The sequence below is a fragment of the Rahnella selenatireducens genome (assembly GCF_046449555.1).
In the GTDB taxonomy this organism is placed as follows: domain Bacteria; phylum Pseudomonadota; class Gammaproteobacteria; order Enterobacterales; family Enterobacteriaceae; genus Rahnella; species Rahnella selenatireducens.
This window is the reverse complement of the sequence record NZ_JBKEZJ010000002.1, coordinates 233,080-257,913: the sequence shown is the minus strand read 5'-3', so window position 1 is coordinate 257,913 and position 24,834 is coordinate 233,080. Positions and strand designations below refer to the sequence as shown.

The following is a 24,834-nucleotide window of genomic DNA, read 5'->3' as shown; positions in this document are numbered from 1 at the left end:
CAGCATGCTGGCAACCATTACAGATTTTAAACAGACCATTTTTAAGCAGGCCGTAACCCTGATCCAGGACAGCGGCATTCAGTTTCTCGATTTCGCGCTCAAACCGGTTTGGGATGACGCGCTGCCTGCCAAATTCGTGCGCAAAAGCGCCAACGGCCCGCTGCTGCGTCTGGATTTCAACCCGCAAAATGGCCGCCATTTCTTACCCGCCGTGGATGGCGGCGCACCGGAAGTGGTGCGGCCTGAATTCAGTTTCCCGCTGGAACAGTCGCTCCAATTGCTCGATCAGGTCTGGCTGCCGTTGCCGTTCCTGCGTTTTAATCCTCCGCGCACCTTTATGGCGGGCCCGGATAACTGGGCGCGTGTGCAAATCCGTGCGCTCGATACGCCGGAAGCCGACGGCAGCACACACCGCGTGGTGGTGGCGTTTGACACCCGCGTGACTGAAGACGATGAAGAACTGGCGCTGCTGGCTCCGACGCCGGACGACGTGAAAAACGGCATTAACTTTGCGCTGGCGTGGCACAACGAAGAACTGCCTGAGTTTCTTGACCAGACCTGGGTAGACGGCTGGCTGCGTGAAGTCTTTACCGAGCAGGCTGCACTACGCGAAGAGCGCGAGGCGCGCAATATCAAAGTGGCGCTCCGCGAGTTTGAATATCAGGCGCACTATCTGAACCTGCTGGAAATGCTCGGCAGCCAGCTGAGTATGCCGGAACTGAAGATCAACGGCGCGACGCTTCAGGAACCGGCGATCAGCGTGGATCTTATCCTCGATGTCGGTAACTCGCACACCTGCGGCATTCTGGTTGAAGATCATGTTGGCGAAACCGACGGCCTGAAACAGACCAGCGAACTGCAACTGCGTGACCTTTCGCAGCCACATTTTCTCTATAACGAGCTGTTCGAGAGCCGTGTGGAGTTTGCTCAGGCGCGCTTTGGTAAGCCGAATTTTTCCGTTGAAAGCGGCCGTGATGATGCCTTTATCTGGCCGTCAATTCTGCGCGCCGGGCGTGAAGCCAGCCGTCTGGCGCTGCTGCGCGAAGGCACGGAAGGATCGACCGGAATTTCCAGCCCGCGACGTTATTTGTGGGATGAAGACAGTTACACACCGGGCTGGCGTTTCAGTCAGGGCGGCCACGGCGCAGTGCAGGAGCCGGTGGCGGCGGCGATGCCGCTGACGTTCCTCATCAACGATGAAGGTCAGCCGCTGTCTGACCTGCCGCCGGAAGATCGCCTGCCGGTATTCTCTGCACATTACAGCCGCAGCTCAGTGATGACGCTGATGCTGTCCGAACTGCTGGCGCAGGCGATGATGCAAATCAACAGCCCGGCGCAGCGTATCCGCATGCTGCGCTCGTCCGCGCCTCGCCAGATCCGCAATATCATTTTGACGCTGCCGTCGGCGATGCCGAAACCTGAGCGCGAAATTTTCCGTCGCAGAATGCAGGAAGCGATTGGTTTGGTCTGGAAATCTATGGGCTGGCATCCGTCGGATGACGGTTTTAAAAATCAGGCCGATAAAGCCAAAAGCCGGTTGCCGGTGCCCGATGTGCAGATGGAATGGGATGAAGCGACCTGCGGCCAGATGGTCTATTTGTACAACGAAACGCAGGTGAATTTCGGCGGTCATACCGGCGAATTCTTTGCCAGCATGGCACGTCCGGACCGGGAACTCGCCGACGATGAGCCGGTGGGCAAAACCCTGCGCATCGCGTCGATTGATATTGGCGGCGGCACCACCGATCTGGCAATTACCCAATACTGGCTCGACGACGGTATGGGGAATAACGTCAAAATCACTCCGCGCCTGCTGTTCCGTGAAGGGTTTAAAGTTGCGGGCGACGATATTCTGCTCGACGTGATCCAGCTTTATATTTTGCCAGCGCTGCACGCCGCCTTGAAGAAAGCCGGGCTGGCGAATCCGGACAGCCTGATGACACGCCTGTTTGGCAGCGAAGGCCGCATGGACGGACACGCGACGCTGCGTCAGCAAAGTACGCTGCAAATCTTCATCCCGCTGGCTCATGCCGTGCTGGAAGTTTACGAACGTTTTGATCCGCTGGACACGCACGCGGAAATCGATGCGCCGTTTGGCGAACTGCTGGGGCAACATCCGACGCAAAAAGTGCTGGATTATCTGCACAGCGAAATTCAGCGCGTACTGCCTGCCGGTTCCGCCGTTTTCGATATTTTGCAGGCTCCGCTGGTGCTCAAGCTCAGCAAACTGCACAACGAATTTTTATCTAACCGCATGAGCATCACGCAGAATCTGCGTTCGCTCTGTGAAGTGGTGTCGCTGCACGATTGCGATGTGCTGCTGCTGACCGGCCGCCCTTCGCGTTTCCCCGGTATTCAGGCGCTGTTCCGCCATTTACAGCCGTTACCAATTAACCGCATGCTGTCGCTGGACGGTTATCACACCAGCGGCTGGTATCCGTTTAACAAACAGGGTCGCATTGATAACCCGAAATCGACGGCGGCCGTGGGCGCGATGTTGTGCCTGCTGGCGCTGGATTTACGGCTGCCGGGCTTCTATTTCAAGGCCGGTGATTTCCAGCCGTATTCCACGGTGCGATATCTCGGCATGATAAACGGTAATCAGGTTCTGACCGAGGACAATGTCTGTTACAGCGATATCGACCTGGATGCGCATGATTACAAACTCGACAGCGCCGCCAGTTTCCGTATCCGTGGTGCGATTTGTCTCGGTTTCCGTCAGCTGGAAAATGACCGCTGGCCCGCGTCGCCGCTGTATACCCTGTCGATTGCGCAGCCGGAGCTGGCGCGTAAAGTGGCGGGCGACAGCGTGCTGCGCGTTAAGCTGGCCGTTAAGAAAGGTGAAGATCACCCGACACCGGAATTTTTCGACATCGCCAGCGCGGTGCTGGATAACGGCACCAAAGTGCCTTCTCATCATCTGCGGCTCAGGCTGAACACACTGGGCGAAAGCCATTACTGGATCGACAGTGGGAGCGTATTCGTCTCATGACAACAAGTATGACAGTTTCAACGCCGGCACCGGCGCTGACTACCAACGAATTACAGCGTCAGTTCGCGGCCGCTGCCGCGACAATGGGCGACGCGCTGGAGTGGGTGGACACCACCCGTGAACAGGCACCGCGTCTGGATCTGGAAGCCGACCGTTTGCGTCTGCAACTCAAACGCTGCCGCGACAAGGCACAGCGTCTGGCGCTGGCGTGCGAGCTGCCGCCTGCGCTGGGTTTCTACGGGCATTCGCAGGCCGGAAAATCCTATCTGATTTGCTCTCTGGCGGCCGGTAACTATGGACGTCTTGAAACCCGCCTCGGCGGTGTGACGCTCGATTATCTGACGCAGATTAATCCGGGCAACCGCGCCGCCCGTCTGGCGACCCGCTTTACGCGTCAGGTGGATGTGAGAGATCGCGCTTTCCCGGTACGTATCTTGCTGCTCAGCGAAGCCGATCTGGCGCGCATTGTGATCCGCGCGTTCGAGCCGGACGCCAGCTACCACGTTCCCGATACGCAGCAGATTACCGAGCATCTCAATAAGCTGATGATGCACCGCCAGCCGGAACCGGTAGAAGGCTTTACCCGCGAGCAGATGATGGGACTATGGGATTCGATGATCCGTCTCGACGCTCGCCGTTTCCGCCATCTCAACGCGCATTACTGGCCGGTGGCCGTGAAGCTTGCGCCGTATCTGAACGTTGACGACCGCGCGCGTTTGTTTTCTTTGCTGTGGGGTAATACACCTGCATTAACCGCCGCATATCGTCATTACGCTCATACGCTGCAACATCTCGGTAATGCGCAAAGTTTGCTGGCACCGCTGAGCATTCTGGTGGATGACGCGATGCAGCCTGCGGACGGGATTTTCAGCCCGTCGCCGACCTGGGATATTCAGGTGCCGGTCTGCCCGCAGTTTGGTGACGAAACCGGTTCACAGGTGACGTTGTCACTGGCTGAGCTGGCGCTGCTTGCGTCAGAAGTCCAGATTCCGCTCCTGACGGCTCCCCGCGAAGTGCTGTTTGAACAGACTGACCTGCTGGATTTACCGGCGCAAAGCGCGCTGGCGGAAGACGGCACGGACGACGATAAAGACGCCCTGTTCCGCGCCAAAATGGCTTATTTGCCCGAGCGTTATACCGACCGCCATGAAATGAATATGCTGATGGTGTGCACTGCCGCGGACAAACGTGAAGAGGTGGTCGCCGTGGGCCGCACGCTGGAATACTGGGTCAAAGAAATGCAGGGTGAAAACACGCAGGTGCGTGGCCGCCGCAAGCCGGGTCTGGTCTGGGTGCTGACACCGTTTGATCGCCGTATGACCGAATCGGTGCATTTCGATGAAGCCGTGCAGCGTCACGTCGGCAATCCGGGTGATGCCTGGGGCGCATTGCTGGCGATGGACGAGCGCGGCCTGCAACGTATGGCCGATTATCTGGTAGCGGAAATTCGCCCGGAAATCCGGCTGAACCGTCTCGAAGAACTGCGTGACGAACTCTATCGTGAGCTGGCGGATAACCTGCTGGGGCGCTGGTTCCAGAAAGGCGAAGTGGCTGACCCGGCGAAAAAGCAGCATACCGTTCAGACCGTGATTAAAGCCTTGCAGACGCGCACCGGCGTCCACGGCGAATTGCTGGAAAAACTGCTCCCCGGCCGTGATGAGCTGCACCGGATTTATCACGAGATTTCCGGGCAGGACGCGGAGTCCGGCACGCAGGATCAGACGGGCACAGAAAGTTTTGGTATCGGCATCGACATTGATTTGTTTGCCGAGCAACAGGATGTGCAGCCGTGGCAGGAAAAACAGGATGACGGCGCGGCGTTTGCGCGTCAGGTGCAGCGTTACTGGATAAACCATCTGCGCGGTTTGCCGGAAAACGAACCGCTGATCGCCCTGCTTGGCGTGGCGAAACCAACGGTGGAATTGCTGATGGAAGAGCTGATCACCGCCAGTTTCCGGCTGAATATGGGCGAGGCGCTGGTACGATCTCTGGGCGGAACCTTGCCTGCCGGTTCGCGCGAGCATGAACATCACGCCGACCGCCAGGTATCCCGTGCGCTGACCGTGCTCGGTGATTTTGTCGCGTGGCTCGGCTATGAAAAACTCAGCGAAGCCGAACGCCCGGAAAGCCGCATCAATAAGGGCAATAAGATTTTCGCCAAGCCGCAGAAAAACGTTGCCAGCTGGAAATCCTCCCGCAGGCTGACCAAACTCTCCGCGACGCCGACCAATTCAACTGCGTTTTACATTTACGACTGGCTGGTTGGATTGCAGGAAAGCATCATGCGTAACGCCGGTTACGCCGCGGGCGGTGAAATTCCTGCGCAACAGCGCGAACACTTAGAACGCCTGCTCGGCAAATTAGCCGTTCCGGCCTGAAAATAACCCGTCACAGGGGCAAAACGCCTCTGTGACGCGGGGTTGCAGTGAGATCTAAATCACAAAATTCAGTGGGTTAGCGCGACATCAAAACCGCTTACCGCCTCCAGTAACCGCTTATCTCCCCATACAACCGCTCAATCACTCTTTCCCCCGTTTTGCGGTGAAATTCGCCATTCTGTGTCTGGCAAAAAAATAGTGCCCTTCTCTTATAAAAGCTCCTCTCACCATTCGTGAGGGGCATTCGTTGGCTATTCTGACAACCAGGTTTCATATGAATACAAAATCAATATTCAAGCATATACCCTGGATGATTCTGGGAATCATCGGTGCTTGCTGTCTGGCAGTGATTGCCTTACGGCGAGGTGAACATATCAGTGCGCTGTGGATTGTGGTGGCATCGGTTTCGGTCTATCTGGTGGCCTACCGGTATTACAGCCTCTATATCGCGCAAAAAGTGATGAAGCTCGACCCGACGCGTTCAACGCCTGCCGTGCTCAATAACGACGGGCTGAACTATGTGCCGACGCACCGCAACGTGTTGTTCGGTCACCATTTTGCGGCCATTGCGGGCGCGGGTCCGCTGGTCGGGCCGGTGCTGGCGGCGCAAATGGGCTATCTGCCCGGCGTGCTGTGGCTGCTGGCGGGTGTGGTGCTGGCCGGGGCGGTTCAGGATTTCATGGTGCTGTTTATCTCTTCGCGCCGTAACGGGGCGTCGCTCGGCGAGATGATCAAAGAGGAAATGGGGCCGGTGCCAGGCACCATCGCACTGTTCGGCTGTTTCCTGATCATGATTATTATTCTGGCGGTGCTGGCCCTGATCGTGGTGAAAGCGCTGGCAGAAAGCCCGTGGGGCGTGTTTACGGTCTGTTCGACGGTACCTATCGCGCTGTTTATGGGCATTTATATGCGCTTTATCCGGCCGGGACAGGTGGGTGAAATCTCGGTCATCGGCGTGCTTTTGCTGATTGCGTCCATCTGGTTTGGTGGCGTGATTGCGGCGGATCCTTACTGGGGGCCGGCGCTGACGTTTAAAGACACCACCATCACCTTTACCCTGATTGGTTATGCGTTTGTTTCCGCACTGCTGCCGGTCTGGCTGATTCTGGCTCCGCGCGATTATCTGGCGACGTTCCTGAAAATTGGCGTGATTGTCGGGCTGGCGATCGGGATTGTGATCCTGAACCCGGAACTGAAAATGCCGGCGATTACGCAGTACATTGACGGCACCGGGCCGCTGTGGAAAGGCGCGCTGTTCCCGTTCCTGTTTATCACCATTGCCTGTGGCGCGGTGTCCGGTTTCCATGCGCTGATTGCGTCCGGCACCACGCCGAAACTGCTGGCCTGCGAGACTGATGCGCGGTTTATCGGTTATGGCGCGATGCTGATGGAGTCCTTCGTGGCCGTGATGGCGCTGGTTGCGGCTTCCATTATCGAACCGGGCCTGTACTTTGCGATGAACACCCCGCCGGCCGGTCTGGGCATTGTGATGCCAAACTTGCATGAACTGGGCGGCGATAATGCGCCGATGATTCTGGCGCAACTGAAAGACGTGACCGCGCATGCGGCGGCTACGGTCAGTTCTTGGGGCTTTGTGATCACCCCGGAACAAATTCTGCAAACCGCCAAAGACATCGGCGAACCTTCCGTGCTGAACCGCGCGGGTGGCGCACCGACGCTGGCGGTGGGGATCGCACACGTCTTCCACAAGATTGTGCCGTTCGCCGATATGGGTTTCTGGTATCACTTCGGGATCCTGTTCGAAGCGCTGTTTATCCTGACCGCGCTGGATGCCGGTACGCGTTCCGGACGTTTTATGTTGCAGGATTTGCTCGGCAACTTTATTCCGTTCCTGAAGAAAACCGATTCACTGGTGGCCGGAATTGTGGGTACCGCCGGTTGCGTAGGATTGTGGGGATATCTGTTGTATCAGGGCGTGGTCGATCCGCTGGGCGGCGTGAAAAGCCTGTGGCCGCTGTTCGGGATCTCCAACCAGATGCTGGCCGCCGTCGCGCTGGTGCTGGCGACCGTGGTGCTGATCAAAATGAAACGCACTCAATACATCTGGGTTACCGTGTTGCCTGCGGTCTGGCTGCTGATCTGCACCACCTGGGCGCTGGGCCTGAAACTGTTCAGCACCAATCCGCAGATGGAAGGCTTCTTCTTCATGGCCAGCCAGTATAAAGCCCGCATCGCCGCTGGCGGCGCGGATCTGACGGAACAGCAAATCAGCAACATGAACCATATAGTGATCAACAACTACACCAACGCCGGACTGAGTATTCTGTTCCTGATTGTGGTGTACAGTATTATTTTCTACGGCTTCAAGGCGTGGTTGCAGGCGCGTAAAACCGACCAGCGTACCGATAAAGAAACGCCGTATGTGCCAGTGCCGGAGGAAGGTATCAAACTCTCCAGCCACTGATGATGTTGTGTGATGGCCCCGCACTCGCGGGGCTTTCCCGCATATAGCATGGCGGCCAATACTCTCAAAGGAGCGGCTTGTGTTCGATAATTTAGGCGCAGCGAAGAAGTACCTTGGTCAGGCGGCGCGCATGCTGGTGGGGATCCCCGATTACGATACCTACGTGCTGCACATGCAGACTAATCATCCTGATAAATCGATGATGACTTACAAAGAATTTTTCCGCGAACGCCAGCAGGCCCGCTACGGCGGCGACGGCAAAGGCGGGATGCGCTGTTGTTAACAGGAATGACGTTATGACACCCATTGCGGTCACGGTTTTAACCGGTTTTCTCGGCGCAGGCAAAACCACCCTGCTGCGCCAGATGCTGCATCAGCAGCACGATTACAAAATTGCGGTCATTGAAAATGAGTTTGGCGAAGTGGCGATCGACAGTCAGCTGATTGGCGATCGCGCGACGCGGATTACCACGCTAACCAACGGATGCATCTGTTGCAGCCGTTCGAACGAACTGGAAGATGCGTTGCTGGATTTGCTCGACGGTCTGGATAAAGGCGACGTGCAGTTTGACCGGCTGGTGATTGAGTGCACCGGCATGGCGGATCCGGGGCCGATTTTGCAGGCGTTTTTCGCCCATGAAATTATCTGTGAACGCTATCTGCTCGACGGCGTGATCACGCTGGTGGACGCGGTTCACGCGCAACAGCAGTTGGATCAGTTCCCGCTGGCGCAGTCGCAGATTGGTTATGCCGACCGGATTTTACTGACCAAAACCGATGTGGCCGGTGACAGCGGCGAGCTGATTGCGCGGTTGCAGCGGATTAACGCCCGTGCGCCGGTGTATCCGGTGGTGAACGGCGATATCGATCTGGCGCTGTTGTTCGATACGCGTGGTTTTATGCTGGAAGAAAACGTGGTGGTTTCAAAGCCGGTTTTCCGCCGCATTGTGGCGCAGCAGGAAAATACGATTTCATCCATTGTGGTGGAACTGGATTATCCGGTGGCGCTGCAGGCAGTGTCCGGCGTGATGGAAGGTTTGCTTTCTGGCTTTGCAGACAGTCTTTTGCGCTACAAAGGTATGTTGTGGATTGAAGATCAGCCGTGCCGCCTGCTGTTTCAGGGCGTTCAGCGGCTGTACAGCGCCGACTGGGATCGCCCGTGGGAACAGGAAGAAACGCCGGTCAGCCAGTTGGTGTTTATCGGCGTCGCGTTACCCGAAACTGAAATTCGTGAGGCATTTGACGGGCTGCGTCCAGCCTGAACCGCTGCGCTACATATCTTGCTACTTAAAGCCCGACGGCTTCTTTTAGCGATTTCAGATAGCGGCGGCTGACCGGCACGGTCTGACCGTCGCGCAATAACAGCTCCGCCTGATTGTTATCTTCCAGGCGGATCTCTTTCAGATAATCCATATTCACCAGATATTGCCGGTGACAACGTAACAACGGCGTGCGGCTTTCCAGCGTGCGCAGCGTCAGTTCCGTAAACCCTTCCTTGCCGTCCTGGCTGGTCACGTAAACTCCGCTCATCCGGCTGCTGACAAACGCCACCTCTTCCATCTGTAACAGCCAGATCCGGCTGTGGCCGCTGCACGGAATGAATTTCAGCGACTGCTGGCTTTCCGGCAGTTGCGAGATTTCCTGCACCTGACGTTCCTGCCGCAACCGTGCCAGCGTTTTTTGTAAACGCAGCGGTTCAATGGGTTTCAGCAGGTAATCAAACGCACATTCTTCGAATGCCTGCACTGCGTACTCGTCAAACGCGGTGAGAAAAACAATGTGCGGACGATGCCGGTGATCGAGCATTCCGGCCATTTCCAGCCCGCTGATGCGCGGCATCTGAATGTCCAGAAACAGGACATCCGGACGCAGTTTATGCACCGCGCCGATGGCTTCAATGGCGTTGGCGCATTCGCCGATAATTTCGATGTCACCTTCGTTCTCAAGCAGGAGCCGCAGGTTCTCGCGTGCCAGCGGTTCATCATCAACAATCATCACTCTTAACATGCGGGTTCCTCGATCGGCAGACGCAACGTGACGCGGGTGAAAAGATCCTGTTCGCAGCTGACGACGATCCCGTAGTCATCGCCAAAGCGGGCGCGCAGGCGTTTATCCACCAGACTTATGCCCAGCCCGTTGCTTTCTGTGCGCGGCTGCTGATACAAACCGGCGTTGTCTTCGACCTCGACCACGACGTTTTGCCCCTCACGGCGGGCGCGGATGGTTATAATGCCGTGACCAAGTAATTGAGATGTGCCGTGTTTAATGGCATTTTCCACAATCGGCTGCAGGGTGAACGCAGGCAGATTCTGCGCTGAGAGCCGATCCGGCACTTGTAATTCGACACTCAGTTGCGACGGGAAACGTGCCAGTTCGATTTGCAGATAGGCATTCACATGCTCGATTTCATTGGCCAGTGTGACGATTTCTGACGGGCGTTTGAGGTTTTTGCGAAAGAACGTCGAGAGATATTGTACCAGTTGCCCGGCTTTATCGCTGTCGTTGCGGATGACTGCCATCAGCGTATTCAGGGCGTTGAACAGGAAATGCGGGTTCACCTGCGCGTGCAGCAATTTGATTTCCGACTGGGCGAGCAGCGCTTTTTGTTGCTCGTATTTGCCCGCCAGAATTTGCGCCGACAACAACTGCGCAATCCCTTCGCCCAGCGTGCGGTTGATCGAACTGAACAGCCGGTTACGCGCTTCGTACAATTTAATGGTGCCAATCACCCGCTGATTCTCGCCCCGCAGCGGGATCACCAGCGTGGAACCGAGTTTGCAGTTCGGGTGCAGCGAACAACGGTAAGGCAGTTCATTGCCGTCTGCGTAAACCACTTCGTCATTCTCTATCGCCCGCCAGGTATAGGCGGAAGATATTGGTTTGCCGGGCAAATGGTGGTCATCGCCCACGCCGGTAAAGGCCAGCAGTTTCTCGCAATCAGTAATGGCGACGGCGCTGATATCCAGTTCCTGATGCAGAACCTGCGCCACTTTCATGCTGTTTTCTTCGTTGAACCCCTGCCGTAATATCCCTTCCGTCGATGCCGCGACCTTCAGCGCAGTGGCGGAAAACGCCGATGTGTATTTTTCAAACATCGCGCGCTTATCCAGCAGAATGCGCATAAACATCGCCGCACCCAGCGTGTTCGTTATCATCATCGGTGCGGCAATGCTGCTGACCAGATGCAGCGCGTCATGAAATGGCCGTGCAATCAGCAGGATGATCAGCATTTGCACCGCTTCTGCCACAAACGTAATCGCACCGGCAGTCAGCGGATTAAACAGTTTATCGGTGCGCCCGCGGCGGATCAGAATGCTGTGCAGCAAACCGCCGAGCAGCCCTTCGGTAATGGTGGAAACCATGCAGCTGAGCGCCGTCATACCGCCCATCGAATAACGGTGTAAACCGCCGGTCAGCCCGACCAGTCCGCCGACTACCGGACCGCCCAGCAGACCGCCCATCACCGCGCCAATCGCACGCGTGTTGGCAATGGAATCTTCAATGTGCAGGCCGAAATAGGTGCCCATAATACAGAACACGGAGAACGTGATGTAGCACAGCAGTTTGTGAGGCAGACGGACGGTGACCTGCATCAGCGGTATAAAAAGGCGGGTTTTACTCATCAGCCAGGCGATAACCAGAAACACACACATCTGTTGTAAAAGCAGTAAAACTAAATTGAATTCGTACATGCCTGACATCCGCAATCAGTGAAGCGCACACGATACCGTGTTCAGCGAAACGTTTCTTTGGCACGCGCCAGAAAAACGAAATCGATTTATTAATTTTTTGTATGTGTGGCTTGCGTCAGCCCTCAGCATCTAATGTACAAGTTGGCCGGAATCAAAACGTTAGTCTACTTTGTCTACTGTAAGGCAGGTTCATTCATCGCTCTGAACCCCTGTTCAGAGCCCGAGACGGAGTTCGTTATGACTGATATCTCTAAGGTTTTAGGTAAAGAAGCCGATTCCCTGTTGCAACATCGCTGTTCCACAATTACTGCTGAGCAGCTTAACCTTCCGGGGGCTGATTTTGTCGATCGCGTAATGATTGATAATAACCGCTCGCCGCGCGTGCTGGCAGCGATGCAAAATTTGTATAATACCGGCCGTCTGTCGGGAACCGGTTATCTGTCGATTCTGCCTGTCGATCAGGGGGTCGAGCATTCCGCTGGCGCATCATTTGCAGCCAACCCGCTCTATTTTGACCCGAAGAATATTGTCGAACTGGCACTGGAAGCCGGTTGCAACTGTGTGGCCTCGACTTACGGCGTGCTGGCATCCGTCTCCCGCCGCTATGCCCACAAAATCCCGTTCCTGGTCAAACTGAACCACAATGAAACGCTCAGTTATCCGACCCAGTATGATCAGACGCTGTACGCCAGCGTGGATCAGGCGTTTGATCTGGGCGCGCAGGCGGTCGGCGCAACCATTTATTTCGGTTCAGAACAATCCCGTCGTCAAATTGAGGAAATCTCCGCCGCGTTCGAACGGGCGCATGAGCTGGGCATGGTCACTGTGTTGTGGGCGTATCTGCGCAATCCGGCCTTTGTGAAAGACGGCGTGGATTATCACTCCAGCGCAGATTTGACCGGTCAGGCGAACCACCTTGCGGCCACCATTGGCGCAGATATCGTGAAGCAAAAGATGGCCGAAAATAACGGCGGCTATAACGCCGTAAAATTTGGTTATACCGATGCGCGTGTCTATTCCAAACTCACCACCGAACACCCTATCGATCTGGTGCGTTATCAGCTGGCGAACTGCTACATGGGGCGCGCAGGGTTGATTAACTCCGGCGGCGCGGCTGGCGAAAACGACATTCAGGAATCGGTGCGTACAGCGGTTATTAATAAACGCGCGGGCGGCATGGGGCTGATTCTGGGGCGTAAAGCTTTCAAGAAATCCATGAAAGATGGCGTGGCGTTAATCAATGCAGTGCAGGATGTGTATCTGGATAAGAAAGTGACCATCGCTTAATCCGGCCTACAAAATCCCTTAAGTATTCTGTACATTTGGCCGATAGAGACGTTTCATCGTCAGACACTTCTTTCGGCCATTCTCAGTTTATTTCGGGAGCAATACGGATGTTGATAGGGATAGATTTAGGTACGTCAAACAGTGCTGTTTCCATCTGGCAGGACGGCCAGGCCGTTCTGATACCGAACGCCTACGGGCACAATCTCACGCCTTCGATTATCGGGCTCGATGATAACGGGCACATTCTGGTTGGCGCACCCGCTCACGCCCGCCTGTTTACTCACCCCGATTTAACCCTCTCCAGTTTTAAACGCTTCATGGGTACCGACCATAATTTCCGGCTCGGACATCAGTCTTTTCGTGCAGAAGAGCTTTCAGCCGTGTTGTTGCGCAGCCTGAAAGCCGACGCCGAGCAACATTGCGGTTGTAAAGTCGAACGCGCCATCATTACCGTTCCCGCCTATTTCAATGACATTCAGCGTAAAGCCGTGAAAACTGCCGGTGAGCTGGCGGGTTTACACGTTGAGCGCTTGCTGAACGAACCGACCGCCGCATCGCTGGCTTACGGGCTGGCGAATCAGCAGGAGCAGAAGTTTCTGGTGTTTGATCTGGGCGGTGGCACTTTTGATGTCTCGATCATCGATATGTTCGAAGGCGTTATTGAAGTACGCGCCAGCAGCGGCGATGTGTTTCTCGGCGGCGATGATTTCACTCGCAGCCTGGTCAGCTGGATGCTGGCGCAATTTCCACAACTCGACGAGGAAGACACCGGTTTACACGGCCGGCTCGTCACCTTAGCGGAGCGGGCCAAACGCCAGCTGACAGCGCAGGAAAGTACGCTCGTCAGTTATCAACATGAAGGCGAAACACTGAGCTGGACCATTACCACGGAGATTCTGGCGCAATGCTGTGAAAGTGCGCTGGAACGGATGAAAAAACCGGTGATTCAGGCGCTGCGAGATGCAAAATTCTCTGCCGATCAGGTTGATCATATTGTGCTGGTGGGCGGTGCAACACGAATGCCACTGGTGCGTCAGGCTGTCGCGCGTCTGTTTGGCCGTTTCCCGCGCTGCGATCTTCAGCCCGATGAAGCGGTTGCGCTGGGTGCGGGAATTCAGGCCGGGCTGGCGATGCAGGATCAGGCGCTCGATGACATCGTGCTGACTGATGTGATGCCCTTCACGCTCGGCATTGAGATTGCGCGACGTAAAGGCGAAGGCTATGAGGCGGGGCATTTTATGCCGTTGATCGAACGTAATAGTTTTGTGCCGGTGAGCCGCGTGGAATCGGTCCGCACAACGAACGACCAGCAAAAATTGCTCGAGCTTTCGATTTTCCAGGGCGAAGGCCGCCGCGTTTCCGACAATATTTTGCTAGGTTCATTATCGCTGGATATCCCGCCGCGCCCTGCCGGTGAAATCACCGCCGACGTGCGTTTTACCTATACGCTTGACGGTATTCTGGAAGTGGAATGCAAGATCGACCACACCGGTGAGATGCAAAAACTGGTGATCGAAAAATCCCCCGGTTCGCTCACGCCGGAACAAATCTCCGCCAGCCTGATGAAACTTGAGAACATCAAACAGCACCCGCGCGAGCAACTGGTTAACCGCCAGCTGGTCGCCGAAGCCAATGCGTTTTACGAACAAAGTCTCGGTGAGCAACGTCAATATATCGCCGATCATCTTTACCGTTTCGAAAGCGTGCTAGACACGCAGGATGCCCGGCAAATCGCTGAAGCTCGCAAGGAAATCGAGGGACTGATCGCGTATCTGCGTAAGGAATGGGAGTAAACGGATGAGCATCTGGTCAGTCTTAGACATCGAACCTACCGACGATCTGAGCATTATCAAGCGCGCATATGCCCGTAAACTGAAAACGACGCGCCCAGATCAGGATCCTGCAGGCTATCAGCGGCTGAGAGAGGCGTTCGAGCAGGCGAAAGGTTATGCGAATCGCCCTTCAAAGAGTGACGTTGTCACGGAAATTCTGGATGAATCTCCCTCTTTCACTGTACGGATGCCGGTTCACATTGAGCCTTTACAAGAGCTGACGCCGGATATCGATGATGCGCTTGAGCAGGAGTTAGAGGCGTCAAGGCCGGTGACTGCCATCATCGATGTCATGATGGAAGATGAAACCGAAGGGGTGAACCTGCTCGAATCTGTGCTATCCGGTGATCTTTTGCAAAATCTGCGTCTGCGGGAAGTATTTAGTCAGGAACTGGCTGCACAGTTGAGTGAGCGCGAAGGATTGTATTCGGCGCTGCTTATTCGCGTTTCAGAGATTATGGGCTGGGATATTGACAATTATCAGCCGGGCGGAATACCCGCGCATCGTCTGGCCGCGCTTCATCGTCAGATTGAAAATACGGGCGCGAAGTATTACCTGACTCAGTTGCAAAATAAATATCAGAAATCCGCACTGGATCGGCAGCGGTTGAGGTTGCTTACCGTCGAAGGCACCACGCTTGCGTGGTGGGCAAGGTGGATGCCTGATTTTCTGAAACCCCTGTATGATGAACTCAGTTATATCAGGATGAATTTCCCTTCGCTGTTGCCGCAAATAAACTCTCAGCTGGTGAAAGCGCTCGATGAATCACGAGCAGCGATGAGCTGGGGAACGGTGTTTCTGACGGGTTTCTGGCTTTTACTGACAATGCTTGCGACCCGCGAAGACCCCGATAAGTGGCGTGACCGGATCCTGTTGATCGCGACTATTGGCGTTTATACGCAGGGCTACAGTTTTCTGGCAAGAGTGCTGCGTTACCGGCACTGGTGGCTGAGGGTTGCGGAAGGCGGACTTTCGCTGCTTGCCCTTCTGATTTTAGCGAAAATGCTGCTGGGCTTTTTCGACGCTTTCAAACCAGAATCTGGCCATCTTCAAATGTTGTTAACCAATTACGGCGTGATGTGTGTTGTCGGTTTCTGTGTGCTCTGGATGATGGCGCCGAAGGTCTGGAAATGGTACCAGGTTCCGCTTAACGCCATGATTATTCTGGTGGTATTCCCGTGGCAACTTATGAAAAAATCAGAAGGGATCGTGGGCATTGTGTCATTTGTTTTGTTGCTGGCGATGTATGCCTTTTTGATTGCTTTGGGGATCCGCTAAAAAATAACAGGCTGGCAGCTTCACCAGCCTGTCTTTTTACTCCGTCAGAACCCAGACGCTGACACTGCCTGCTTCACAGAAGAACTGCGCCGCGCCATTTTCATCGGTTTCGATGATGTCTTCGCGGTGTTCCAGTAAATCGCGCCATTTCTTATGGGCGAAACCGTCGCCCAGTTCGATGGCCTTTTCTCCGCCTTCTCCGTTTGACATCACCACCACGCAGCCCGGATGTTCTTCGGTTCCGCTGCGGCTGAACGCAATACAATTAGGGTGATCGAGATAATCGGTCTGCACGCCCCACGCGTATGTCTGGCGGGCTTTGATCAGCGTTTCAAGTTGCGGGATCGCGGGCAGCTCGATGGTGTAATTATTGCCGTCATCCCCTTCATCTTCGTAACTTGCGCCGAACAAATCCGGGTAGAACACAATCGGTACGCCCTGTTCGCGCAACAGAATTAACGCGTAAGCCAGCGGTTTGAACCACGGCTCAACGGGTGCTTCCAGCGACTGCAATGGCTGCGTGTCGTGATTCGCTACCAGCGTGACTGCATGCGACGCGTCGGCGGCCACCAGCGTGTTGTCAAAAAGGGTGGTCAGGTCGTAATCGGCGCCCTGCTTCGATGCGTGATGGAAGTTCAGCTGCAACGGCGCATCGAACAGCATGGTTTTGCCTTCCACCTGATGGATGTAATTTTGCAGAGTGGGAACGTCGAACGACCAATATTCGGCCACCAGATACATCGGCTGTTCGGATTCAGCCTGAATATGGTCAATCCATTCTTTATAGAACCACGCCGGAATATGCTTCACCGCGTCCAGCCGGAATCCCGTGCAGCCGGTTTGTTCCATGACCCAGCGGCCCCAGTATTTGAGTTCTTCGCTGACCGCGTTATTGCGGAAATCGACGTTGGCACCCATCAGGTAATCGTAATTGCCAAACTCTTCGTCAACCTGATCGTTCCAGCCACCCGCCGTGTAGTCATTCACGATTTTGAAGATGCCGTTTTCATCGGGGTTTTCGATATGATCGACGCCGCTGAAGCAGTGATAATCCCAGACGAATTTAGAATACTGGCCGTTTCTGGCGGCAAAGATAAAACGGGTCCAGGCATCAGCTTCAATGATGTCGTCGCTGATATCATCACGGTCGTCCATATTGACGCGGTTGACCTGCACGCGTTCTTTTTCGTCTGCGCCCATTTTGTGGTTGAGCACCACATCGAGAATGACGCCAAGCTGATGGTGTTTCAGCGCCTGAACAGCGGCCAGGAATCCCTCTTTGTCGCCGTACTTGGTGGCGCGTGAGCCTTTTTGGTCGAACTCACCCAGATCGAAAAGATCGTAGGTGTCATAACCCACCGAATATCCGCCGGAATCGCCTTTATAGGCGGGGGGAAGCCAGGCGGCGGTGATGCCTATTTCAGCCAGCCACGCGGCTTTCTCTGCGACCTCAGGCCACAATTTGCCACCCTCCGGGTAATACCAGTGGAAGAACTGAAACAACGTAGGATTCTGCATACAGGATTTCCATTCAGATGAGCGGGAAATGAAGTATGGATCAGGAATGACGAACTGTAAGGCTAAGCGCAAAAAAAAGCCGGTCATGAAAGTGACCGGCATGTGTGGGCGTCAGCGCTGAATCAGTTGATTTCAGGATGCTGCGCGATCAGGTTCTTTCTTTTGGCTTCCAGTTCGGCAATCTGCGCGTCAATATCTTCAATTTTATGTTCGATATTGTCGTGATGCTCCTGAAGGATTTCACGGGCTTCTGCGCGGTCAGAGGCCGCTGGCGTAGCGCCTTTTAGCGGACGGTTCGCGGTTTCTTTCATGAAGATACCGGTCACCAGGCCAATAACGGAAATGACCATCAGATAGTACGCAGGCATGTACAGGTTGTTGGTCGCTTCCACCAGCCACGCCACGATGGTAGGTGTCAGACCAGCAATCAGGACAGAGACGTTAAACGCAATCGCGAGGGCGCTGTAACGAATGTGTGTCGGGAACATGGCTGGCAAAGTCGAGGCCATCACGCCGATGAAGCAGTTCAGCAGAACCGCCAGTATCAGCAACCCGAGGAATATCAGACCAATCACATCACTGTTGATAAGAATGAAGCATGGGATGGCCAGAATGAACAGGCCGACGCTGCCGATAATAACGAACGGCTTGCGCCCAAAACGGTCGCTCAGCATCCCCATAAACGGCTGCACAAACAGCATACCCACCATAATGGCGATGATGATCAACACGCCGTGATCTTCAGAATAATGCAGGCTGTGAGACAGATAACTTGGCATGTACGTCAGCAACATGTAGTAGGTGACGTTGGTGGCGATAACCATGCCGACGCAGATAATCAGCGGTCGCCACTGCTTGGTCAGAATTTCACGGAAAGAGACTTTCGGTGGCTCAGCGATGTCTTTGCGTGAGTCAGTGTCGATTTTATCTACGTGTTGCTGGAATGTCGGGGTCTCTTCCAGCGCATGGCGCAGGTAAATCCCGATCAGCCCCAACGGTGCAGCGATGAAGAACGGAATACGCCAGCCCCAGTCGAGGAAGTTCGCGTCACCCACAATGCTGGAAATCAGCACCACGACGCCCGCGCCGAGAATAAAGCCGGCGATGGAACCGAAATCAAGCCAGCTGCCGAGGAAACCACGCTTTCTGTCCGGTGAATATTCCGCAACAAAAATGGCCGCGCCGGTGTATTCACCCCCGACCGAGAAACCCTGCGCCAGTTTTGCCAGTAACAAAAGAATTGGCGCCCAGATGCCGATGGTGGCATAGCCAGGGATCAGCCCGATACAGAAGGTACTGACAGACATAATAATGATGGTGACGGATAACACTTTCTGACGGCCAAATTTGTCGCCCATTGCACCAAAGAACAGACCGCCCAGAGGTCTGACGAGGAAAGGAACCGAGAAGGTTGCCAGTGCGGCGATCATCTGGATACCGGGATCGGCACCCGGGAAAAACACCTGGCCTAACGCAAAAGCGACAAAGCCATATACACCAAAATCGAACCATTCCATCGCGTTGCCCAACGCGGCGGCGGTAATGGCTTTCTTCAGTTTCTTATCATCAATGATAGTAATGTCATTGATTTGCATAGGTTTAACACGTTTTCTTCTTAATCTCATCTTTTACATCCCTTTTCTAAAATACTCCACTATGTAAGCGTGAGATATTTTTGTTCGTACCCTTTAAATATTTCGGGTATCAATAATTTTTCAGCAAGCCCTACCATTATAGAATGGTTTTCGTCAGAGGCAAAAGGCGGCCATTTTGTGATCAGCTTTACACTTTTGTTTTCCCCTGCCCCCGTGAGACCGCATCAAGTGGTAATGTGTTTTCAAATTAATGAAACTGCATTTTAATTAACGAAAGGGAAGCCAGAATAGCGGCTAATTTCATGCTACTGATGGGGTGAATCATGGCTAAAGGTTCTCAGATTCAATTCAATTTCCACACCGTTCAGGATCCGCAAACCGGTGCCTGCGTGACCCGTTTAACGCCTCCCGACGTTCTGTGTCATCGCAATTATTTCTATCAAAAATGTTTTACGCGTGATGGCAATAAGCTGCTTTTCGCCGGGGAATTCGACGGTAACCGCAACTATTACCTGCTGGATCTGACGACGCAAAAAGCGGTTCAACTGACGGAAGGTACAGGCGATAACACGTTCGGCGGTTTTCTTTCACCGGACGATCAGTCGCTGTATTACGTGAAAAACGAGCGCAGCCTGCAATGCGTCACGCTGAATGATTTCAGCGAGCGGACGGTATATCAGGTGCCTGAAGAGTGGGTCGGGTACGGAACGTGGGTGGCAAACAGTGAATGTACCCGTCTGGTCGGTATCGAAATCAGCCGCAAGGACTGGACGCCGCTCACCGACTGGACGATTTTCCAGACGTTTTATCACAGCAATCCACACTGCCGCCTGCTGGGCGTCGATTTGCTCAGCGGAAAATCCCGTGTCATCCACGAGAGAAATGAGTGGCTTGGTCATCCGATTTATCGTCCGTTTGATGACAACACCGTCGCATTCTGCCATGAAGGCCCGCACGATCTGGTCGATGCGCGCATGTGGCTGGTAAACGAAGATGGCAGCAATGTGCGCAAGGTGAAAGAACATGCGCCGGGTGAAAGCTGCACTCACGAATTCTGGGTGCCGGACGGATCGGCGCTGATGTACGTGTCGTATCTGAAAGGTCAGCACGATCGCCATATCCGCCGTTTTGATCCGCAAACCGGTGAAGATATTTCCCTGATGACCATGCCCGCCTGTTCGCATCTGATGAGCAACGAAAACGGATCGTTGCTGGTGGGCGACGGATCCGGCACGCCGGTGGATGTGCAGGATACCGCCAGCCATACGATTGATAACGACCCGTGGCTGTACATTTTTGATGCCGAATCCCGCCAGTATGCACCACTTGCGGCACATAACAGTTCCTGGCGTGTGCTGGACGGCGACCGCCAGGTGACGCATCCGCACCCTTCTTTCTCACCGGATGATCGTCATGTGCTTTTTACCACCGATCACGAAGGTCTTCCTGCGCTGTATCTGGCCGAAATCCCGGCGGGCCTGCTCAGTACATTACGTAAGGACTAAACGACGATGTTCATTTTTAAGAAAGATATTCCACTTCAGGATCTGGGCGACGGTGTGGGCCGTCGCGTTCTGGCGCACGGTGGCACGATGATGGCAGTGGAAGTCTCATTCGAAACCGGCGCAATCGGCCCGATGCATAATCATGTGCACGAACAGCTGACCTACGTGCTCTCGGGGCGCTTCAGATTCACCATCGGCGAGGAAACGCTCGAGGTTTCAGCGGGCGATACGCTGTATAAAAAACCCTACATCATGCATGGCTGCGTGTGTCTGGAGAAAGGCGTACTGCTCGATACCTTTACGCCGCAGCGTCAGGACTTCCTCTAACCCGTCATCTTTTGAGCCGTCTCTGCGTTAGCTGCCTTCACTCACCCCGGTCACTTACTTTTGTAAGCTCCCGGGGATTCCTTCAGTTGCCGCCTTGATACAACTCAAAACATTTAGGGTTAGATTATTGCTAATAAAAAACCGGTACTCACTGAGCACCGGTTTTTTATCGCCTGAAAGAAACTGAAATTATGCGAGAATTTCACGCACGAAGTTTTCGATCTCTTTGTTCTGGCAGTTTTCGAAGAAGCACTTCTGGAAACGTTCGCCGGTGACGGCGGTTTTCACCAGTTCAGGATCAATGGCACGCAGCGTATCGAGATAGTTTTCTTTCACAACGGCGGCTTTCACCTGATTCAGGATCCCTGCGTTGCGAACCTGCGGTTCTTTACGATCTGCCGGATAGCCCTGGCCTTTCACGCCGGTGAAGGCTTTTTCGAAGATAAAACGAACGTTCAGTTCCGCGCCCCAGCCAAATCCTTTGGCGAATGGCAACGACAGCGCGTTACCGTTGTTAATTTGCGCGAAAAGAAAAGCATCCGCCGGATCGATGCAGTAACCGCAGTTTACACCCGGATGAATGTTCAGGGACATCAGAGCGCCCTGTCCAGTGCCGCAGCCTGCGACCACAAAATCGACGGCTTTGGAGTTCAGCAAAATGCTGGCCATGATGCCCAGATGGATGTAGGTCAGGTGATGATCCTGTTCGTCAGACATACCGACGTTGTAGACCGGATACTCTTTTTCGGACGCCACGGCGTTCAGTTCTTTCAAAATGATCGCGTTTTTAGCGGCCTGACTGTTTTCCATCATCAATGCGATTTTCATGAGATTTCCTCGTTGTGGCAGCGGATTTCTCCGCTGCGCAAGTTGAATTGCGGCGGGATTAACGGGCCAGCCAGCCGCCATCGACGGCAATTGTGTAGCCATTAATATAGTCAGAAGCCGGAGACGACAGGAAAACCACCGGCCCCATCAGGTCAGACGGTAAACCCCAGCGCCCGGCCGGAATGCGACCTAAAATCTCTTCGCTACGCGCTTCGTCGGCACGCAGTTGCTGGGTGTTGTTCGTCGCCATATATCCCGGCGCGATGGCGTTGACGTTGATATTGTGTTTCGCCCACTCGTTCGCCAGCAGTCGGGTCACGCCCATCACGGCACTTTTTGACGCCGTATAAGACGGCACGCGGATGCCGCCCTGATAGGAAAGCATCGACGCGATATTAATGATTTTCCCGCCAGTCCCTTGCGCGATGAACTGTTTCGCGACAGCCTGAGACATGAAGAAAACGGATTTGATGTTCAGGTTCATGACGTCATCCCAGTTCTTTTCGCTGAACTCAATGGCGTCTTCACGGCGTATAATCCCTGCGTTGTTGACCAGAATATCCAGATGACCCATTTCCGCTACGGCACGTTCCAGCAGGGCCGGGATCACTTTGGTGTCACTCAGATCGGCGGTCAGGCTGAGGAAACTGCGACCTGTTGCGCCAACGCGCTCAATAGTTTCCGTCGGTTCAACGATGTTGATCCCCACAATATCACAGCCCGCTTCTGCCAGACCTAGGGCCATACCCTGACCCAACCCGGTGTCACAGCCGGTGACAACAGCCACTTTTCCCTGCAAAGAGAAATTATCCAGAATCATGATGTTTCCTTTTTTCATAAAACGGAGGCGAATACGCGATTCCGTCGGACGTCTTGAATGATGTCGGGCACGGCCCGGCGCCGAAGTAATGGAGCGAGTTTAGCGACAAAATTCGCACAACTCAACAAATTGAAACATCATTTCAATTTATGTGAACTTTGGTGTTGTTTTTTGTTGTGTTGATCACGTCCTGACTATTGCAGGCACAGGATAAGGCAGGCAGATGCCCAAAACGGGTGAAGGAAACAGTGAAAAATGTGCAACAGAAAGTGTACCGGATCGGTCAATGTCGGGTTTTGAAAGGGATTGGAATAAAAGATGGGGAAGAAAACTCACTGCCCGACGAAAGCCGGGCCAGTGGTACACGCCGTCTCAGGGAAAAGAGAAAGCGGAGCGTAAACTCAGTGCAGGCAGCCCTGACATTCCGTTGCCAGACTCAGGCCACGGCGCCAGTCGCCCGGTGTTTGTCCAAACTGGCGTTTGAAACTGCGGGTAAACGATTGCTGGGAATCGAACCCCAGTGAAATCGCGACACTGACGATAGGTTCGCCACTGCTGGCCAGCATATCGGCAGATTTCTTCAGTTTTTTCTCACGAATATATTCACCCATCGGCAGGCCGGTATGTTCTTTGAACATGCGTTGCAGATACCAGCGTGAATACCCTGCGCGTTTAGCGACGGTTTTGATATCCAGACGCTCTTCCAGATTGTGATCGATCCACTCGATCAGGTCGTGAATGAAATCCTCGGTTCTCATGGACTCTCTCCGTCATTTTTAATTTTCATCACCCAACGGGGCGGCTCGTCTATTTATAAAGTGACGCAGTTTTGAGTTAAATGCAAGTTTTACTATTGCATTTAATTTCTCGTTACGGGATAGTCCACTCCCCCGAAGTAAACGTTCTGTAAAATAGCACAGAAAGTGTAACAGTATTTCTTGCACTTTAGTAGCAGCGTCCCTACAATCCCCTCGAACTAACTGTATCAGACATTGATACATAATTGTGCTGATGAACGGCACAAGCCCCAAAAAAGTCAGATCAGGCAAAGGACGTTACCCGGAGGACAGGCCGGTGTATTGCCTGGCAGCACTTACTTCACTGGAAATAAAAATAATGATGAACCTGCAAAAATCACAGGTTAATGCACGCGGCCGTTCCGTCGGCATGCCTTTGACGTTGCGTCTTTCCGGGATTGCGCTGGTTATTTCCCTGCTTGCCGGGTGCGATAACAGCGTGGCGCAAAACGCCGCTCCGCCTGCCCCGCAGGTCAGTGCGGCAGATGTTTTAATCAGGCAAATTAGCGAATGGGATGCCTTTAATGGCCGCGTCGAAGCGGTTCAGAGCGTTCAGCTGCGTCCGCGCGTGTCGGGCTACATTGACAAAGTGAATTATCAGGAAGGACAGGAAGTCAAAAAAGGTCAGGTGTTATTCACCATCGATGATCGGACTTATCGTGCTGCCCAAGAACAGGCGCAGGCCGAGCTGGTGCGCGCCCGTAATCAGGCCGGTCTGGCTCGCAGCGAATCTGCACGAACCGAAGCATTGATCGGGACACAGGCCGTTTCCAAAGAAATCGCTGAGCAACGCCGTTCTGCCGCATCGCAGGCGCAGTCAGATGTACTGGCCGCCCAGGCGCAGCTGGATATGGCGCAACTCAATCTTGATTTCACCCGCGTAACCTCACCGATTGACGGACGCGCCAGCCGCGCCATGATCACCACCGGCAATCTGGTAACAGCCGGTGATACCGCGAGCGTACTGACGACGCTGGTTTCCCTCGATACAGTGTATGTCTATTTTGACGTAGATGAAGGCACGTTCCTGCGTTATCAGGCGATGGCGCGTGATGGCCAGCGCAGCGATAACCCGCAGAACCGCCTACCGGTTCACATAGGTCTGGTTGGCGAAAATGGCTATCCGCATCAGGGCGTGGTCGATTTCACCGATAACCAGCTCAATTCTGGCACCGGCACTATCCGTATGCGCGCCCTGTTGGATAACCGCGACCGCACATTCACGCCGGGTCTGTTTGCCCGCGTGCAATTGCCGGGCAGCGCGCAGTTCAGCGCCATGCTGGTTGACGATAAAGCTGTACTGACCGATCAGGATCGCAAGTTTGTCTACGTGGTGGATAAGGACGGCAAAGCGCAGCGCCGTGATGTAGAACCGGGACGGATGTCAGGCGGACTTCGCATCATCCAGAAAGGCCTTGAAGCCGGTGACCGCGTGATTATCGACGGCGTGCAAAAAGTCTTCATGCCGGGAATGCCTGTAAACGCCAAAACCGTCACTATGGCGGCGAACAGCGTGACGCCTGCACCCGCCGCAGTTCAATAAAAGAGAATCCTGACTT

The 24,834-nt window shown here is 54.4% G+C and carries 18 protein-coding genes; 11 read left to right on the top strand and 7 right to left on the bottom strand.

The genetic code is table 11. The features are described 5' to 3' along the window. Positions 1-4 precede the first annotated feature (4 nt). The 5 genes from ACLBVC_RS04555 (at position 5) to yjiA (ending at position 9,057) form a co-directional block, all read left to right on the top strand. Positions 5-2,992, top strand: a complete 2,988-nt coding sequence (locus ACLBVC_RS04555) for a virulence factor SrfB (RefSeq protein ID WP_410148418.1) — start codon at positions 5-7, stop codon at positions 2,990-2,992. After that, positions 2,989-5,370, top strand: a complete 2,382-nt coding sequence (locus tag ACLBVC_RS04550; protein ID WP_410148417.1) for a virulence factor SrfC family protein — start codon at positions 2,989-2,991, stop codon at positions 5,368-5,370. Before ACLBVC_RS04555 ends, ACLBVC_RS04550 begins: the two co-directional genes overlap by 4 nt. Before the next feature lie 274 nt (positions 5,371-5,644). Then, a complete protein-coding gene (locus ACLBVC_RS04545; RefSeq protein WP_410148416.1) occupies positions 5,645-7,795 on the top strand; it encodes a carbon starvation CstA family protein in 2,151 nt (716 codons plus the stop codon). A gap of 79 nt (positions 7,796-7,874) precedes the next feature. Then, positions 7,875-8,078, top strand: coding sequence for a YbdD/YjiX family protein (locus tag ACLBVC_RS04540; RefSeq protein ID WP_410148415.1), 204 nt, complete (start codon positions 7,875-7,877; stop codon positions 8,076-8,078). A gap of 13 nt (positions 8,079-8,091) precedes the next feature. Beyond that, entirely contained in the window at positions 8,092-9,057 is a 966-nt protein-coding gene (yjiA, locus tag ACLBVC_RS04535; protein ID WP_410148414.1) for a GTPase, read from the top strand. 25 nt (positions 9,058-9,082) lie between these two features. On the opposite strand, the gene btsR is transcribed toward yjiA, so the two are convergent. Beyond that, on the bottom strand, positions 9,083-9,802 hold the full coding sequence (gene btsR, locus ACLBVC_RS04530; RefSeq protein WP_195824018.1) for a two-component system response regulator BtsR: 720 nt from the start codon (positions 9,800-9,802) through the stop codon (positions 9,083-9,085). Further along, positions 9,796-11,487, bottom strand: coding sequence for a LytS/YhcK type 5TM receptor domain-containing protein (locus ACLBVC_RS04525; protein ID WP_410148412.1), 1,692 nt, complete (start codon positions 11,485-11,487; stop codon positions 9,796-9,798). The genes btsR and ACLBVC_RS04525 overlap by 7 nt, the downstream gene beginning before the upstream one ends. Before the next feature lie 237 nt (positions 11,488-11,724). Between ACLBVC_RS04525 and fbaB the strand changes: the two genes are divergently transcribed. From fbaB to ACLBVC_RS04510, 3 genes are all read left to right on the top strand, one after another. Beyond that, positions 11,725-12,774, top strand: a complete 1,050-nt coding sequence (fbaB, locus tag ACLBVC_RS04520; protein ID WP_410148410.1) for a class I fructose-bisphosphate aldolase — start codon at positions 11,725-11,727, stop codon at positions 12,772-12,774. A 107-nt stretch (positions 12,775-12,881) separates the two neighbouring features. Continuing rightward, the gene (locus ACLBVC_RS04515) at positions 12,882-14,567 is read left to right on the top strand and encodes an Hsp70 family protein (RefSeq protein WP_410148408.1); all 1,686 of its coding nucleotides are present in this window, start codon (positions 12,882-12,884) and stop codon (positions 14,565-14,567) included. A 4-nt stretch (positions 14,568-14,571) separates the two neighbouring features. Then, positions 14,572-15,885 (top strand): hypothetical protein, encoded by a 1,314-nt coding sequence (locus ACLBVC_RS04510; RefSeq protein ID WP_410148406.1) that lies wholly within the window; start codon positions 14,572-14,574, stop codon positions 15,883-15,885. Positions 15,886-15,921: 36 nt separating this feature from the next. Here ACLBVC_RS04510 and amyA read toward each other — a convergent pair whose 3' ends face one another. Both amyA and proP read right to left on the bottom strand, forming a co-directional pair. After that, positions 15,922-17,403: an alpha-amylase gene (gene amyA / locus ACLBVC_RS04505; protein ID WP_410148404.1), complete on the bottom strand. Its 1,482-nt coding sequence runs from the start codon at positions 17,401-17,403 to the stop codon at positions 15,922-15,924. Positions 17,404-17,525: 122 nt separating this feature from the next. Beyond that, positions 17,526-19,028, bottom strand: coding sequence for a glycine betaine/L-proline transporter ProP (gene proP, locus ACLBVC_RS04500; RefSeq protein WP_410148402.1), 1,503 nt, complete (start codon positions 19,026-19,028; stop codon positions 17,526-17,528). A 293-nt stretch (positions 19,029-19,321) separates the two neighbouring features. Between proP and ACLBVC_RS04495 the strand changes: the two genes are divergently transcribed. Both ACLBVC_RS04495 and ACLBVC_RS04490 read left to right on the top strand, forming a co-directional pair. Next, positions 19,322-20,503, top strand: a complete 1,182-nt coding sequence (locus ACLBVC_RS04495) for an oligogalacturonate lyase family protein (RefSeq protein ID WP_410148400.1) — start codon at positions 19,322-19,324, stop codon at positions 20,501-20,503. 6 nt (positions 20,504-20,509) lie between these two features. Next, on the top strand, positions 20,510-20,830 hold the full coding sequence (locus tag ACLBVC_RS04490; RefSeq protein WP_410148398.1) for a cupin domain-containing protein: 321 nt from the start codon (positions 20,510-20,512) through the stop codon (positions 20,828-20,830). A 189-nt stretch (positions 20,831-21,019) separates the two neighbouring features. Here the strand turns inward: ACLBVC_RS04490 and ACLBVC_RS04485 are convergent, their stop codons facing one another. The 3 genes from ACLBVC_RS04485 to ACLBVC_RS04475 form a co-directional block, all read right to left on the bottom strand. Next, positions 21,020-21,658 carry an RpiB/LacA/LacB family sugar-phosphate isomerase gene (locus ACLBVC_RS04485; RefSeq protein ID WP_101079130.1) on the bottom strand — a complete coding sequence of 213 codons (639 nt, stop codon included), beginning with the start codon at positions 21,656-21,658 and terminating at the stop codon, positions 21,020-21,022. A 58-nt stretch (positions 21,659-21,716) separates the two neighbouring features. Beyond that, positions 21,717-22,478 (bottom strand): 2-dehydro-3-deoxy-D-gluconate 5-dehydrogenase KduD, encoded by a 762-nt coding sequence (gene kduD, locus ACLBVC_RS04480; RefSeq protein ID WP_410148396.1) that lies wholly within the window; start codon positions 22,476-22,478, stop codon positions 21,717-21,719. Positions 22,479-22,879: 401 nt separating this feature from the next. Further along, entirely contained in the window at positions 22,880-23,236 is a 357-nt protein-coding gene (locus ACLBVC_RS04475; protein WP_410148394.1) for a helix-turn-helix domain-containing protein, read from the bottom strand. 409 nt (positions 23,237-23,645) lie between these two features. On the opposite strand from ACLBVC_RS04475, the gene ACLBVC_RS04470 reads away from it, so the two are divergent. Next, positions 23,646-24,818, top strand: coding sequence for an efflux RND transporter periplasmic adaptor subunit (locus ACLBVC_RS04470; protein ID WP_410148816.1), 1,173 nt, complete (start codon positions 23,646-23,648; stop codon positions 24,816-24,818). Positions 24,819-24,834 lie beyond the last annotated feature (16 nt).

Coding starts and splice junctions, on each gene's coding strand:
- ACLBVC_RS04555 (WP_410148418.1), top strand. CDS start 5: ATGCTGGCAACCATTACAGATTTTAAACAGACCATTTTTAAGCAGGCC.
- ACLBVC_RS04550 (WP_410148417.1), top strand. CDS start 2,989: ATGACAACAAGTATGACAGTTTCAACGCCGGCACCGGCGCTGACTACC.
- ACLBVC_RS04545 (WP_410148416.1), top strand. CDS start 5,645: ATGAATACAAAATCAATATTCAAGCATATACCCTGGATGATTCTGGGA.
- yjiA (WP_410148414.1), top strand. CDS start 8,092: ATGACACCCATTGCGGTCACGGTTTTAACCGGTTTTCTCGGCGCAGGC.
- btsR (WP_195824018.1), bottom strand. CDS start 9,802: ATGTTAAGAGTGATGATTGTTGATGATGAACCGCTGGCACGCGAGAAC.
- ACLBVC_RS04525 (WP_410148412.1), bottom strand. CDS start 11,487: ATGTACGAATTCAATTTAGTTTTACTGCTTTTACAACAGATGTGTGTG.
- fbaB (WP_410148410.1), top strand. CDS start 11,725: ATGACTGATATCTCTAAGGTTTTAGGTAAAGAAGCCGATTCCCTGTTG.
- ACLBVC_RS04515 (WP_410148408.1), top strand. CDS start 12,882: ATGTTGATAGGGATAGATTTAGGTACGTCAAACAGTGCTGTTTCCATC.
- ACLBVC_RS04510 (WP_410148406.1), top strand. CDS start 14,572: ATGAGCATCTGGTCAGTCTTAGACATCGAACCTACCGACGATCTGAGC.
- amyA (WP_410148404.1), bottom strand. CDS start 17,403: ATGCAGAATCCTACGTTGTTTCAGTTCTTCCACTGGTATTACCCGGAG.
- proP (WP_410148402.1), bottom strand. CDS start 19,028: ATGAGATTAAGAAGAAAACGTGTTAAACCTATGCAAATCAATGACATT.
- ACLBVC_RS04495 (WP_410148400.1), top strand. CDS start 19,322: ATGGCTAAAGGTTCTCAGATTCAATTCAATTTCCACACCGTTCAGGAT.
- ACLBVC_RS04490 (WP_410148398.1), top strand. CDS start 20,510: ATGTTCATTTTTAAGAAAGATATTCCACTTCAGGATCTGGGCGACGGT.
- ACLBVC_RS04485 (WP_101079130.1), bottom strand. CDS start 21,658: ATGAAAATCGCATTGATGATGGAAAACAGTCAGGCCGCTAAAAACGCG.
- kduD (WP_410148396.1), bottom strand. CDS start 22,478: ATGATTCTGGATAATTTCTCTTTGCAGGGAAAAGTGGCTGTTGTCACC.
- ACLBVC_RS04475 (WP_410148394.1), bottom strand. CDS start 23,236: ATGAGAACCGAGGATTTCATTCACGACCTGATCGAGTGGATCGATCAC.
- ACLBVC_RS04470 (WP_410148816.1), top strand. CDS start 23,646: ATGCCTTTGACGTTGCGTCTTTCCGGGATTGCGCTGGTTATTTCCCTG.